At 59.0% G+C, this 14,500-nt stretch carries 10 protein-coding genes; 1 reads left to right on the forward strand and 9 read right to left on the reverse strand.

Annotated elements, in window-relative coordinates; genetic code table 11:
- Window positions 1-316 precede the first annotated feature (316 nt).
- The 9 genes from EPL04_RS16250 to EPL04_RS16290 form a co-directional block, all read right to left on the reverse strand.
- A complete protein-coding gene (locus EPL04_RS16250) occupies window positions 317-3,358 on the reverse strand; it encodes a TraM recognition domain-containing protein (RefSeq protein WP_134672320.1) in 3,042 nt (1,013 codons plus the stop codon).
- Window positions 3,348-4,475, reverse strand: a complete 1,128-nt coding sequence (locus EPL04_RS16255; protein WP_134672321.1) for a hypothetical protein — start codon at window positions 4,473-4,475, stop codon at window positions 3,348-3,350. The genes EPL04_RS16250 and EPL04_RS16255 overlap by 11 nt, the downstream gene beginning before the upstream one ends.
- Window positions 4,468-7,815 carry a VirB4 family type IV secretion system protein gene (locus EPL04_RS16260; protein WP_134672240.1) on the reverse strand — a complete coding sequence of 1,116 codons (3,348 nt, stop codon included), beginning with the start codon at window positions 7,813-7,815 and terminating at the stop codon, window positions 4,468-4,470. Before EPL04_RS16260 ends, EPL04_RS16255 begins: the two co-directional genes overlap by 8 nt.
- A gap of 6 nt (window positions 7,816-7,821) precedes the next feature.
- On the reverse strand, window positions 7,822-9,018 hold the full coding sequence (locus EPL04_RS16265; protein ID WP_134672241.1) for a hypothetical protein: 1,197 nt from the start codon (window positions 9,016-9,018) through the stop codon (window positions 7,822-7,824).
- Window positions 9,018-9,908 (reverse strand): hypothetical protein, encoded by an 891-nt coding sequence (locus tag EPL04_RS16270; RefSeq protein WP_134672242.1) that lies wholly within the window; start codon window positions 9,906-9,908, stop codon window positions 9,018-9,020. The genes EPL04_RS16265 and EPL04_RS16270 overlap by 1 nt, the downstream gene beginning before the upstream one ends.
- Entirely contained in the window at window positions 9,905-11,662 is a 1,758-nt protein-coding gene (locus EPL04_RS16275; protein ID WP_134672243.1) for a hypothetical protein, read from the reverse strand. Before EPL04_RS16275 ends, EPL04_RS16270 begins: the two co-directional genes overlap by 4 nt.
- Window positions 11,663-11,714: 52 nt before the next feature.
- Window positions 11,715-11,993, reverse strand: a complete 279-nt coding sequence (locus EPL04_RS19260) for a pilin (RefSeq protein WP_245154598.1) — start codon at window positions 11,991-11,993, stop codon at window positions 11,715-11,717.
- Between the two features lie 693 nt (window positions 11,994-12,686).
- Window positions 12,687-13,706, reverse strand: coding sequence for an exodeoxyribonuclease VII large subunit (gene xseA, locus EPL04_RS16285; protein ID WP_245154599.1), 1,020 nt, complete (start codon window positions 13,704-13,706; stop codon window positions 12,687-12,689).
- A gap of 75 nt (window positions 13,707-13,781) precedes the next feature.
- Window positions 13,782-13,949 carry a DNA-binding protein gene (locus EPL04_RS16290; RefSeq protein WP_004048632.1) on the reverse strand — a complete coding sequence of 56 codons (168 nt, stop codon included), beginning with the start codon at window positions 13,947-13,949 and terminating at the stop codon, window positions 13,782-13,784.
- 136 nt (window positions 13,950-14,085) lie between these two features.
- Here EPL04_RS16290 and EPL04_RS16295 point away from each other — a divergent pair, with 136 nt between their 5' ends.
- Window positions 14,086-14,292 (forward strand): hypothetical protein, encoded by a 207-nt coding sequence (locus EPL04_RS16295; RefSeq protein ID WP_134672322.1) that lies wholly within the window; start codon window positions 14,086-14,088, stop codon window positions 14,290-14,292.
- Window positions 14,293-14,500: the final 208 nt, after the last annotated feature.

A 14,500-nucleotide genomic window follows, 5' to 3' on the forward strand; every position in this document is an offset into this window, starting at 1 on the left:
CTACTATCACGATGTTGATAAACACCCACCCAGCCGGTAGGCTGGTCGCTACCCTGTCCAACGGGGGCAACCCGTTCTATACTAGTTGGTTTTGACCTTCGATTTGCCCTGAACATTGCCCGCGTACTGCGGTTTTGCCCTGAACATCCCTCAGATTCGTGACCTGAACGCTTGCTCTGCCCTGAACAAACTCGATAACAAACCCGATATTGGTGATTTGAATGGCTAACGTGGGATGCTTGGGATAGTGGTACGGGCTCCGAGGTATCCAGTGATCCACTCCCTTGAATTTCAATCATAATTCTGATAGAAACGGTCATTCGAGGAGTTGTGATCCGTCTGCGGTTAGGTCGATACCGGTGTAGACCGTCACCAGATCGTCGCCGTCTCTGACACGATCATCCTCATACTCGACGATGTTCGCAAGCTTCCGACCGAACCAGCTCGCGTTTGTCCCATCGATGTCGTGCTGAACAGTCCACCTCGAGTACGCCTCAAACAGTGTTGCCTTCGGGACCTGCGCTCCATCAGTTTCTCTGATGTACATCGCTGCGAACACCTCGATGCCGTCACTATCTGGCTCGATTTCCACTGCCTCCGCTGCTGATGAACGTGACCCAGACGACGAGGCCGACTCCGCAGCCTTCCCTGAGCCTGCAGTCTGACCGTGCTTGTCGGGCCATAGCTCCTTGTCATCCGGGGATTCAGGCAGTTCGTGAGTGGCGCCCTGCTGGAAGAGTGTGGGACCGCCATCTGGTGGGAGTATCAGCACGAGGTAGCTGTCGCGCGAATACTTGGCGTCTGGTAAGTCGACGTCGGGGAGGAACGGCTGTTTAATGGGCGTCCACGCCGCCTCGAACTCGTCCTTCGAGTCGTACGTCTGCGTCTCACCAGGTTGGTGGACGGTGTACTGGCCGGATTCGCGGTCGTGACTGTAGTAGGCTGGCACGTCATCTTTCGAGAGCGGTCCATCATCTGGAACGCGGGCGAACTCCGTCTCACCATCCGACAGCACGCGCTCACCGCTCTTGCGTCTCCAGACTGTCCGATTCGTGTCGGACGTACAGGGTCGAACGGCGGTGACGCCACCGTGGGCTGTTGCACCACCGCCGAAGGTCACGACCTCGTCGCAGTTGTAGAACTGTTCGGTGCCATCCGCTCGCTCTCGCAACGGTACCGAGAGAATGTTCTCGACGCGTGATGCCCACTCCGTCTCGGGGTCACCGGGCCGGACGACGAAGATGGGAACGCGATCCGCTTCGTGCGCTCGTTTGAGGTTCTGCAAGACTTTCGCTGGCCGATCCGGCGTCGTCGTCTCGGCCTCGATGTTAAACACGACGTCGTGGTCTGGGTGCGTCGCGATGGCGTCGGGTTGCTCGCTGCCGTCTTGTTCGAGGATATCGACGCTGAATCCGCGTTCGGTGAGCGCCCGCTCGGTATTCACGAGCACTACATCGTGGTCAGACCCGCCCGCCGACTCGACGTCGCCCGTATCAGGTTGCACTTCCGCTTCGCCCGCCTCGGACAGTCGCGTCACGATATCACCATCCTGCAACTCGACGTCGATCAACCGCGACGCGTCACGTACCTCGGGCAGATCGTCGTCCACGTAGTCGATGTTGGGATGAGTGTTCTCCAGGCGTGTCGCGAGTTCCTCGTCGACGGCGGCAACATCTACCCAGCCGTTTGCCTCGCGGACGTCCGCCCGGATCTGGACGGCGCGAATCGCCTCGGCCATCGTATCGGCCAGGATTTTCGTTGGGTCCGCTGCCTCGTTGGCATCGCTGTAGATGAGGTTCTGCATAATCTCAGCGTCGGTCAGCGGGTCGGTCCCGTAACGGTCTAAACTCTGTTCGATGATATCGTCGACCGCGTCAGCCGACCGAAGCGGTGGATATGGCGGGAACGAGCGAAGGAGGACGGGCTCGGAGTACCGACCGCCGTCAAGAGGTAGTTTCGTCCAGGCCTGATACTGGTCGGTCGAGATGAGGTCCTCTGCCGTGTAGTCTCGGAACCGCTTCATCAAGAGCTGGGCGTCGTCGACGTCGTTCACCGAGAAGGCGATGAGGTTGTCGCAGCTGTTCTGCATCGCCTTGAGCGTCTCCTCGTCGAACTGTGATGGGTACTGGGAGGAAAGCGTCACAGAGAGTCGCATCGACCGGGCACGGGCGAGCATCGACTCGATATCGAGGTTGTCGCTGGCGATGTCGTCAAACTCGTCACAGAGGACAAAGTAGGGGTCCGGGTCGGTATCGCGTTCGTACGACCGTTGTTGAATTGCGCTCCAGAGGTTCCGCATCACGCCGAGCGTAACCATCTTCTTGATGTCCGTGTTCTCGACGGGCGTGCGGACGATGACGATTCGGTCGTTGTCGATGATGTCGCGGAAGTCGATCGTGCTCTCGCGGTGGGAGATGATTCGTCGGATGACCGAATTTTCGACCCAGGATTTGATCCGCTTGAGCAGCGGTCGGACTGTCTCGTCGTCCATCCGTGCGATTTCGATACAGAATTCGCGCACATACGGATCGTCGACGTCGAGGGCGAATTCTTCGCGCCGTTCGGCGTTCAACAGCGTGAAGTACATATCGATCACAGAGAACGATTTCTCGGACTGCATCATCGCCCGGCCCATCGACTCCGTGATTGACTCCATGTTGATCCCCCAGTACTCGTCCGTATCGAAGATCGCCTTCAGATTCTCAATACGATTCTCAATCTCGTTTTCGCGTTCCTCCTCGGTATTGCAGTCGGGAACCTCGAGGAAGTTCAGTCCGACCGTCTTATCGAGTTCTGACGATCCAGGCTCGATCCAGACGACGTCGTCCAGACGGTCTTCGGGGAGTTTCCGCAGGAGTTCACGGGAGTCGCGACCTTTCGGGTCGAAGTATACGAAGCCGTAGCCTGAATACGCCCACTGGATCATCATATTCAGGAGCTCGGTGGTTTTTCCGTAGCCGGTGGTGCCCGTAATCCAGATATGCCGGAACAGCGACTCGAAACGGAGCGGTGCTTCACGAAAGCCTCGTTGCGCGTCCTCGTCGTAGCCAATCCAGAGCGGGGCGGGCGAGGTGTCGACACCTGATTCGAACATCTCGCGGACGTGCGACCCTGCGACAGTGCCCTCACTGGCCGTTTCGGTGATGACGGACTTCCCACCAACGTAGGCCGTGTCTCGCTCACTGATATCGTACGTTTCTCCGAGTCGGGTCTGGGAAGCCGATAGTGAATCGGACGTTGATCGCTCGTCTCCGTTGGTTTGCGAATTGGAATCTACGTCGTCGTCTTCTGTGGACTTCTCGGACGGGGGAGGTGACTCCTCGGAGCCGCCACGATCAAAGAATCGGTCAAACACCATTGTGTCCTCTGTTGTCAGCATTGCGTTCGTTGGCATCTCCGCTGTCGGTGGGCGGTTCGTATTGGCCTGCGTCGGCGGGGACGCGGTCACCGCGTTGCGTGTAGCGCCAATCGATGTTCGGAGTCTCGATCTCGTTGTTTGGGATGTGAGCAACGCCGGCGAGCTCGTCGACAGTCATGATCATGCGCCGGTCGGTCCACTCGCGGTCGGCCATCCGGGTGACGTGCTGTTTGAGCTGACTCGCACGCTTGGCTTCTTTCCGATGCCACACCGGCGTATCGTCGAGACCTTGCTCGGTGATCGCGTTGTAGTACTTTCTGAACATCCCGGCCACCCCACGGGCACGGGCCTCGGCTTCGTCCTTATCTACTGAAATTGCGACCACACGGATGTTGACGTGGAACGCCTGCTGGCCGCGCTGCTGTTCGATGGTTTTCGCCGCCTGCTTATCCTTCTCGCTCGCTGGCCGCGTGCGGGGATTGAGCCATCCCACCGACGTTCCCTGGCGGAGCGCGTGGGCGAGGTCGTCGACACTGTTGTGCTTGAACCGGTCGCCCCCCGTCCAGGACTGTTTCGCCGGTCGAAAGACGACCTGGGTAACGACTTTGCTGTCGTCGAGCGAGAGCATCTCGCTCGTGATCTCGCCATATGGATCCGTCTCCCACTCCTCGCTGTTGTGGTGGCGAATCGGGTAATAGGGGAGCTTCTCCATCTCTAGCCACGCACCGGCCACGTACTCGTCGGGCTCGATGACGGGGAAGGCAGATCCTCCTTCGACTGGGAACACTTCGCTGTTGGCGTAGTTGTTACCCACACGTCGGCGGAACTTGTCGGCGGCCGCCTCAGTTGCAGCGTACATGTAGAACTTGATCTTCCCCTCGTCGAACCAGACCTCGAAGGAATGGTGGTCGCTCGTGTTCTTCCCCCGGAAGTTCGTCGTCACGTCGTGAACTGACTGGAGCAGTCCGGCGCCGTCGACGACTCCTTGATTCTCTTTGAACGGACGAATCCTGAGCAGGATACCCGGCGCACTCTCTGGGTGTTGGACGAACGGCTCTTCGAACTCCAGCTGTGTTGCGTCGTACTGCGGATTGCCACCCAGGAGTTGACTAAACATCGTCAGTACCCTCCTCTTTGGACTGGACAGCGTCGTCTCCACCGTCAGCGAGCGCGGACGTCTCCACCGTGCCGTTCCGGCGGACGTTTGCGACGACCGCTTCGATGATCTCGTCCTCGGTGAACCCATCATCGAGAATGCGAGTCGCCTCGTCCTCGCAGAGGTCGTAGCGGTTGGTGAGCGCGTTCAGCCGCGCTTCGTTCTCCACGAATCCCTCGAAGTCGACGAGATCCTCGGGTTCGGCACTTATCTTCTGCTGGATGAACTCGCGATCGTCGGGCTCGTAGTCGATGACGCGCTTCTCGAACTCGTCAGCGACGACGTGCAGTGGGTACGTACCATGTTCTTCGACGCGGACGAGTGCCTGACTGTATCCGAGGTCCTCCTTGCCTGCGTCGGCCCCACGGACGTACTGGCGCTGCTCACGCGTGAGCCCGATTTTGTCGGCCGTCTCGTCATCCAAGTCGGGCAGTTTGTGGAAGACTTTGATGGGGCACATACCGAGAATCTTCTCGGCTTGGTCGGTCTCGTAGAACTCCTGGGCGGTCTGGGACAGCAGCACCATTCGAAGGCCAGCGTGGCGCTGGTGCCGGAACGCTGTTTCGAGGAAATCGAGATTCGCCTGATCCTCGAAGAGGTAGTGTGCCTCGTCGATGGCGAGTTCGACGTTTCGGTCGGTCCTTTTCGCCTGCTGGTAGACCGTCGACAATAGCAGCTGCATCAGGAACGTCTGGCGGTCGATACCCGATGCACTGCCTTCGATCTGCCCAAGGTCGATGTAAACGACCTTGTTGTCGCCTTCGAGGATATCGATCTCCGACCGCTCTGACAGATTCGCGTACGCGCCACCCTCACGGAACGGTTGGAATGCGATGGCGAGTTCGTCGGCGTACTGTGCGGCGCGCTTGCGGGCAGATTCGGACGCTGCGATGTTGTGTTCATCAGGATGGTCGGCGATATCAGCGAGAATACGATGGACGTCTGTCATCGTCGGCGAATTCTCCGGGGTGTGCGTCGACACGTCGTCCTCGACGATACCCGCCTGTCGGTACGCCTCGTCGATGACGTACGAGAGAACGCCCGTCTCAGTCCCGAGGTTGATATCGCGAGCAGTCAGGAAGTTCTCGAGCACGGCGTACACCTCGTCCTTCTTTGCGGACAACGGTGAGATACCGTCCTCGGCGTCGAGGACTTCCTGTGGCGTCTCACGAATCTCCAGGGGATTCAGCTGTGTGTCGCCCCCGACAGAGATCGTCTTTGCGTTCAGCGCGTCGGCGATGCCTTTGAACCCACCGACAGGGTCGATCATCACGAGCATCGTCTCCTGCTGGCGCTTCATCATCCGTAGATGGCGCATGATATTGCCGAACGTCTTCCCCGCACCGGGCATCCCGACGACGAGTTCGCTGTGGCCGGTTTCGAGCTCCCACGGATTGATCTGGACAGGCGAGCCATTGTGACCGTGGTAGCCGTACTCGACGCCCTCGTCCATCATCATGTAGTTCGAACTAAAGGGGAACATCGCGCCGACCGCCTGGTTCGTCAGCGTCGACATCCGATCACGACCAAGCTCATTCCGACCGAGGGGTGAGACAGTCGCAAGCCCCTTCTCCTGCCAGCGGTTCGCCACCTTCAGCGTACAATTCGCGGGCGCGTCCTTGACAATCGAGCGCAGGCGCGTCGACTGGTTGTCGAGTTCCTGCTTGCTCTCGGCGGACAGTCGGATGAAGACGCCACCACGGTAGAACGACGCCTTGTTCGCCCGCACGAGTGACCGCATGAACTTCCCACGGTCGATGTCCTCCTGGAGGTCCTCGGCTTTGAGACTGTTCGAGTCGTGCTGGTTGACCTTCAAATCCGAAATCCAGTCGGCCATCATGTCCTCGGCCGACTGGTTGTCGAACGGATCGAGATGGATGCTGATGTCCGTCTGTAGGTCAGTCTCCAGCAGCAACCGCTCAAGCATCCCGTCGGCAGGTTCCTCCGGGAACTGCTCGATCCAGAACGTCCGGACGTACGTTTCGTCGTTGATGACGGCGTAGGTCGTCTCCCAGTCAACTGTCGACGGCGCGATAATCGATTGGTGGATTGTCGACCTGTCGTCAAGCCGATCCTCGTAGGCGATATCCGTCTCGTCGTCCGTTTCTGACACCTTGCTGTCCTCACCGTCAAGGTCATCGACGGAGACGTCCCACTCGTTGTGCTCTTGGTCGTGACCGTTGGTCGTCGCGCCACGCCTGCCGTACTGGCCGTCGTCCATCGCGTCGACGACATCGTCTGGATCAGGTGTCGATGGCACGTCGTCGCTGATGCCGTGTGCGACGACCGGGAACGTGCCGATTGCGTCAGTGATGTCGCCGTACTCCTCAGTACGTCCCGTCCAGTATTCTTTGGTCACACGAGTGAGATCGTAGGCGTCGACCGGACTGACCGAACAGCGGTAGAGCGAGGACCCACCGCGGCGGATCTGCCCAAGGCGAGATTCCAACTTGTCCTCTTTGAGGCGGTCGCGTTCGGCCTCGGAGAGACCGTCGGACTGGAATCGACCAAACACGCGCCCCAGGACAGGGATGTCGGCAAGGTAGGCGAGGACGCTATCACCGGTTTCGTCGAGCTGTTCGACGTCAGCGTCGCGAACAGCGGTGATGATGTAGTATTCGCGGATGGTCGTGCTTTCGGAGTCGATATCGCCGTTCTGGTCAGTGTTGGTGGTGATGTACTCTTCGAGTAGCCGTTTGAGGACAGGCCGCGAGCGGACGTCGGCGTCACCGAGGCGACGCTGGTGGCCGCGGACGACGTCGTCCTGGTCGACCTCTCGGCTAGTGAGATAGAACTTCACGGGGAAGTCGATGGTCGCGTTGACGAACTCGGAGAGCGATTGGACGGCTTTCGCCCACGCCTCATCGTCTTCGAGCGCCATATTCGCCGGTTCAACTTTCATTGCACCGACGAGCGCGCCGTCTGACCGCTCGATGGCGTGCGGGAAGACTTGCCCAACTCGGGTCAGGTAGCGGACCTCGCTACTGTCCTCCCCGTGAGTGTACTCCTTGTTCTTGACCGCCCAACCGAGGCGGGCGGCCAGCCACTCGGTGAGCCACAGGTAGGAGGGCTTCACTTTGTGGAGTAATCCCAGGAGGAGCCCGAGCATGATGCCGAACCCGAGGATTGGAATCGTAAAGGTCGCCGGGACAAGGGCTGCGCCGACGAGCGTGACAAACGCCACGCCGACGAACAGCATGATCTCGCCGACGGTATACCCCTGGAAGAACGCGGTCGTCCCGCCGAGTGATTGATGAATTCGTCGGGCGCTGTACTCGTGGTCGTCAGTGTTCGTACTCATGAATCGTCACCACCGCGAAACCTTGTTTTTCGTGTTCCTGAACGCCTGCTTCGACCGGGCCTTCGCCGCCTGTGTGGCCTGACTCACGTCTTCTTTCGTCTTGTCGCGCATCCGGCCTGTCCTCGACTTCCGGAGGTTGTTGTAGCGGCCCGCGTGGTCTTTCGTCGACTGCGCAGACGAGCCGAGTTTGTAGGCTTTTGAATCGCCGCTCCCAAGCTGGGTCTGCCCGCTCTTTGTCATCGGCCCGTGGGCGTTCTGCGCGTACCCTCGATGGACGTTGCGGGCACCGCGAACCGATTTCCCGGTGCCTTTCTTCGCAGCTGAGGCGGCAGCGGCCGGATTTGTCTTGGTCGCTCCCTGCCGAGCGATCGTCTGGACTGCAGGAGCAGACCAGTAGACGGTCATAATCGAAGCAAGACAGGCCGCCGGGATGAGCACCAATCCGAGGAACAGCGAGAAGATTCCACTAGCACTCGCTGTGAGATCCATCTGCCAGCCGATTCGGAAGAGGACTGCAGCAGGAAGTCCCGCGAGAACGAGACCAGGATAGATACCAGCAGCACGTCGAGCAATCTCAGAAGCCGGACTGAGCGGCCACACGTCAAGTGCCCAGAAGACGCCGAGCAAGGGCATCAACGGCGTCAGTACGAGAATCCCAAGCCAGCGGAGGCCGTAGACGAGGGCAGCGACAACGAGCAGAAAGTTCGAGACGATCGCCATGGCAAGCACGACGAAGAGGCCACCGACTGCTGACTCAATGAGACTCCCGAACCCGGCCGACATACTGCCGATTGGGGCAAGTGTGAGCCCCATCGCATTGACGAACTGGAGCGGAATCGACACAAGCGGGAACCAGACGAACGATCCCATGAACACGAGCCCGATACGCCGGAGGAGCCGCTTGCGACGGTAGCTACTGATCGATCCCGACCGGAGGCCGATGTAGGCGAGTCCGACGACCAGTAACATGATCGTCAACGGCAGGATGTACTGGAGATAGAAATCCGCGTACAGACTCTGCCATGGTGCATTATCAGGAGTGCCGGCGACTATGTACCGGGAGTTGGATTTCGGCGCGGGGACGCCAACAATTGGATTGAGAAGCGCCTCGAAAATGTCGTTCGCGAACCCGAGGAGTGCCTCCTTAATGCTCGTGAGGACGTTCTCGATGGCGTCCTCGACCTGCTCTTCGAACCACCCCATCAGGTACCACTCCCGTTCGATGTCGTTTGGGTCGAGTCAGTCGGGCCGCCGTCGACGATGGTTAGCTCGCACGAGTTGTTCGTCCCGCCATATTCGATCGTCTGCGAGTACGACGGGTTCCCCCCGGCCTGGACGACTCCCGTAACAGTTAGTGGGGCCGTTTCGAGGTCGCTGCAGTTAACGTGCGCTCCCATCCCAAGACGTCCCTCTGTCTGGTAGATTGGGGCTGAGGAGTAGACGGTCGTCGTCTCACCGGCCGGAAGGAGGGTATTCTGCCCGAACTCCATCGTCTCCTGAGACTTGACCCGGCAGAGCGGGGCATCCGTCCACCGAGTCGTAGTGAGGAACGACGGTGCATTCCCCGTATTCTCGACGGTGAACGCGGCGAGTTGCTGCCACGTCGATCTGTCTTTGTCCCAGTCCATGTCCGGGTGATTCTGGGCCCACTTGACGTCTGTAATCGTAAGTTCCGGCTCGAGGGAGATCGTCGCCTCGCCGATGGTCTCGTCACCAGCGACGGCGATAACGCGGTACTTTCCGGGCGTGTACCCGTCTTCGGCTTCACCGAGGAGCTGAAATGTCACCTGTGTCGCTCCTTCTTGGACCCGCTGAAGCGAGTTCATCTCACCATTCGGGTTGATGAGATTCACTGAATCAGCGTTGGTGTCGCTTGCGAGTTCGACGACGAGATCTGTCTCGATCATCGCGACACGCTCGAAGGTGTCGCTTTCACTTCCAGGCGGGGGAGAGGTTCCAGAGCCGGGGCTGTTGGTGTCGGATGGTGATGAGGAACAGCCAGAGAGCGCGACGAAAGTCGCGCTGAGGCCACTAAGAACTGTTCGACGGTCGATACACCTGTCGTGACTAGGTGAGCTTGTGTTGTCGTTCATGATCGGTTTGTAAGTCCGAGCAGCGCGCCGCCGGACATATAGTCAAAACCGAAGATCAGGACAGCAACGGGGATGAACCAGAGCATTGTCACGACGACGAGGTCGATGAACGTCTGGAAATCGGGGAAGTTCGCGGGGGTTTTCGCGACATCTTCCGACGCTGCGTAGGGCTGATCAGTCCGCCACCATGCGGCCGATTGGTACTGGCCGTGAACGATCAGGGACGGATTCGAGATGGTAACGACGGCTATCCCACTGCTGTTGAGTGCCGTGGATTGGTTCCCGATTGTCACACGGCCAGTCGTGACAGCATCATTGCTCGCGTTCTCCGTGACCATCGCCCGGACGACCGCGTGGGTAGCGTTGGCTTCGGTGACGGTCAAGTCGAGATTCGTTTCGCGGACGGTCTGTTGCTCCGAGAGGGAGACTGTTCGTGATTGCCCGCGGACGATGCCTTGCACTGTGACCTTGCGGAAGGCGCTCTCGTGGAGGGTTGTGGAACTCACAGCTATCGAATCTGCGTTCACGTACGGGTCAGCAGACTCGAGATCGATGTTCACCGGCAGCGACGGCCCTGCCAGCTCTGCCCCCCACGTTTCTTCGATGGCCAATGGTCGCTTCCCGGCGTCGGTCGGTTCAGTCGGTACGTACGGCGCTTGCTGACTCGGGAATGCATGAACTTGGACGGGACGCACCGACGACTCAGCACGCGACGTGTTGGTCGCGGTACTCGTGAGCATCGACTGCCAGCCGGACCTTCCGGCCGTGTAGAACCACCAGTTGCTCCGGGCTCGAACGTCGCCGTCGACCGTAATCGTCGACCACTCAGTGCTTGGATGGATGACTGCGCCGGTTCGGTTCTCGCGTGCCTCGAACTGGACGCGGTTCCCAGAAATGCCGGAGAGTTGATTGACAACGACCTTCTGTAACGTCGACACCGTTTTCGACGCTTCGAGGGTTTCGACGTCGCGAGTCCAGTCGCCGTCACAACCGGATATCGAGGAGTTCCAGTCTGGACAATCCAGCATTATGTGACGAAGCGTTACCGTGATATTGGCCTCGACGGTCAGCTGCGGCGAACCCGAGAGGCCGGTATACTGGAGCGTGGCCTGATGGCCGCTCCCAGTGTCGATGGTCCGTCCATCAGCGGAGAGCTCAACGGATTCGATACTCGTTTGGTCGATCGACCAGCGTTCTCGCTGTGACCCGTTCTGATCACCCTGGGGAACGGCAACGCGGTAGTCACTGAGTGCGCGGATCTGGCCGTCTGAAGAAACGTATTGTGTCGTTTCGTTCCCTTGGTGGAGGATCGTCGACGGTTGGGTGGCGAAGATGCTGACATACGCATCCTTTATGTACACACCGTCTTCGAGGGATGCACTTTCAGGATGAATAGACGAATCTCGGCCACCAGGACTGAAATCACCGAAATCTCCATTGTTCCAGTCCCCAGTAGCCTGTGGTGGCTGATCGAACGGGATGTCCGTCGACCGAGCAAGTCGGTGTGCGAACTCGGCACGCGATGAAACGTTTTCATCGAAATCGTCTGCTGAGAGATTGCCGTTGTCGACGTCCTCGGACCAGAGACGCTGAAATGTACTGTTATTCACGCCGTAGTCCGGTCCATCGTCAGGAACAACGGACCCGAAATCGGATGGTGTAACGGTAGCCATGCCTCCTGCAACGACAACTACTGCGCTGCTGCTCACGAGAAAGAGGGCAAGCACGGCGGTCATCGAGCGGGGAGAGTGCATTCTATTCCGGGCGAGGGGCGCGGAAACAGTTCGCTGGCGACCTCAGATGGACTTAGAAGGGCTTCACGCAGTCCGAGAAGCCAAAGCCCATCTGACTGCCGACCTTGTCGATGAGTTCGGGCGAGACGAGCGCAAGCGCGACGATGCCGAACCCGATGCCGGACATGACGAGTTTCTCCTTGGCCTCGTTCTTTTTCTCTGGATTGCCGCCCGCACGCATGTACGAGAGCCCAGCCTTGCCGGTGTAGTAGCCAGTTGCAGGAAGTCCGAGTCCGGCGACCGCGCTGAACACGAGATTGATCCCGGTCGCAACGCCAGTATTACAGTACACGTCACCGACTTGGTTTTGCGCAGCGGCAGGGCCGACAGCGGCGACGAAGAATGCAAGCCCTATTGTAAGGGTAGTAACTCGCGGAGCGGTCTGGGTGCTGGTTGTTTGGAAATGGCGGCTAAGTCGGGCCGTAGTGTGTGAATTATCACTGGAGCGCGTGGTCGATTCCTCGTTTGGAGGGTCTGTCGTGTGGTCGTTCATAGAGTTGGTCTGTCACCTGAACGCGGTCGTGTCGGTCAACTGCAGACCAATACCGAGGTCGGTGTAGTTGGTACTTCTGGATCGGCGGTCTGTCGTCTTGGTCCGCGATTTTGCGACCGCGGTTCGGCGGTAATTCGTGGTGCTGGTCACGGTTGCATATACCTTCTGTTCGGCCAAGAATAGTCAGTATATTTCTAGAAGTAGCGTAGATAATGCTGTAGGGAAACGCCTCCAACAATAGATGATACGTTGGCAATGACAGAACTCCTGGTTAATTATCTCCAACAATAAACTAATACTGGAAGACATATCTAGTACTTTTTGCAAAAAGATAGCAGATAAGGAAATTATAACCTTACAAACTTCGGAGAATAGCCGGGTCGAACGTCAAAGCCGTCGTCCTCAGGGTTCGATTCCATCAAAGACCACCGATACGCGAGCGACGTACTCCGAACGCAACGCTGAAAGAAATCTCTCCCAGTTAAAGTCCGGTTATGACCAACAACAGCAACAGCAGCGCAGCGAGCGCGACCTTGTAGTAAACCGGTGGGAGGCCCCGGGTGCGGTCGCTTCACCGACTGCTTCGGCGAGTTCCTGTTCGTGTTCGTGCTCCTGCTGGAAGGTCTCGTACGCGGCATCGAGCTGTTGCTTCAGCGGCTCGATCTCACTCGCAAGGAACTCTTTGCGGAAGTTCACAGTATACTCGCCGGCGGCGGTCGGCGTGATCGTCGCGATGTCCGCCACCTGATCCGCGATGAGCCGGTCATCGGTGTGTCCAATTGCGGTGACAACCGGGGTATTCGCGGTGAAGATCGCCTCCGCGACCCGCTCGGTGTTGAAGGCTTGGAGGTTCGAATCGCTCCCATCGCCCCGACCGACGATGATGGCGTCGACGTCCTCCGAGCGGTCGAGATGGTGGATGCCGTTCGCGATGGACGTCGGCGCGTTCCACCCCTGGACGGTTGCGTCCTTCACTAGGATGTCGACGGTGGGGTCCTGCCCGTGGATCGCGTTCTGGATGTCGTACCGGGCGTCCCCTCGGAGGGACGTGACGACGTTGACCCTCTCCGGGAACGCCGGCGGTTGCTGTTTCTGTTCGTCCTCGAACCAGCCACGCTCTTCGAGTTCGCTTCGCAGTCGCTCGACGGCGGCCGCCTGGTCGCCGCCGACGACTACCTCCCATGGTTTGAGGTCGATTTTCCCACCTTCGACCCAGTAGTCGATATCGCCCTCAAGGATGACCTCGGTCCCGTCCTCGAGGTCGGCGTCCATCTCCCGGTAGCGGTTCGCCCAGATCGTACAGGGGAGCTCGGCCTCGCCGTCGGTGAGCGTGAAGTAGAGCGCCGTACTGTTCTTGTGGAGGTCAGTGACCTCTCCGATACAGCGGACGCCGTTGAGGGCAGGCGTGTCCTGGACGACCGACGCGATCCGGTCGTTCAGCTGGGACACGCTAAGGACCTCTCTCGCATCGGGTTCGACCGCCTGCCGTTCGGTATCCGGTGCGTCCGCCATCTCCGTTTCCTAACTTCTGAACAGGAACCTCAAAAAGCTACGTTCGAGTGCCGGGGTTGGCTGCGTTACGCAGGCCTACAGGTCGCGGGGCTGGACCGTCTTCCGGTCGTTGGCCTCAGCACGCTCTGCGGCGTCGTCGAGCAGTTCGGCGACCTCTTCGTTGAGGGCGTCGTAGAAATCTGCCGAGACGTTGTGGTCCGAAAGTGCGTCCTTCACGGCTGCTTTGACGATGAGGTCAGACATTCCATCGCGGACTTCTCTTGTCCACCATATAAAGGTTCGAAGTTCTCACGCAGGGTTTTCGTCTCGTCGTATCGAATATTGGCCTTTGAGCACCAGAGAGAACATATGCCACCCCTCAAAAATAGTGAACGGACGGATGCACGATCTAACTGGGTTCCAGCGGGACATCTTGTACGTGATCGCCGGGCTCGACGAACCACACGGGCTCGCAGTAAAGGCCGAACTCGATAAGCGAACCAATCTGTACTCGCTAACGCAACGAGGCTCCCGCGAAATTGAGGCACGTCGAGAGTGGGAAGACGAATATATCGAGTCTGCAGAAGAAGTCGCTACGTCGACCTAGATGCCATTTATCGCACAGTCTTCTACAGACGAGGAGGGAGGGACAGTTCTTCCTGAAGAGGTAGAGGACGGTACTGACGTCGTGTGTCCAGCCTGTGGCGGAACGATGCGACCACGGGGCCCATTTGATGATGGTCGCGCCCGCCATTTCTATCACGTTACTGCGGGCTCAGGGGGTTCGACGGCCAATTGCTCCGGAGGAGAGTCGG

The sequence above is a fragment of the Halorussus marinus genome, from assembly GCF_004521895.1.
Lineage (GTDB): Archaea > Halobacteriota > Halobacteria > Halobacteriales > Haladaptataceae > Halorussus > Halorussus marinus.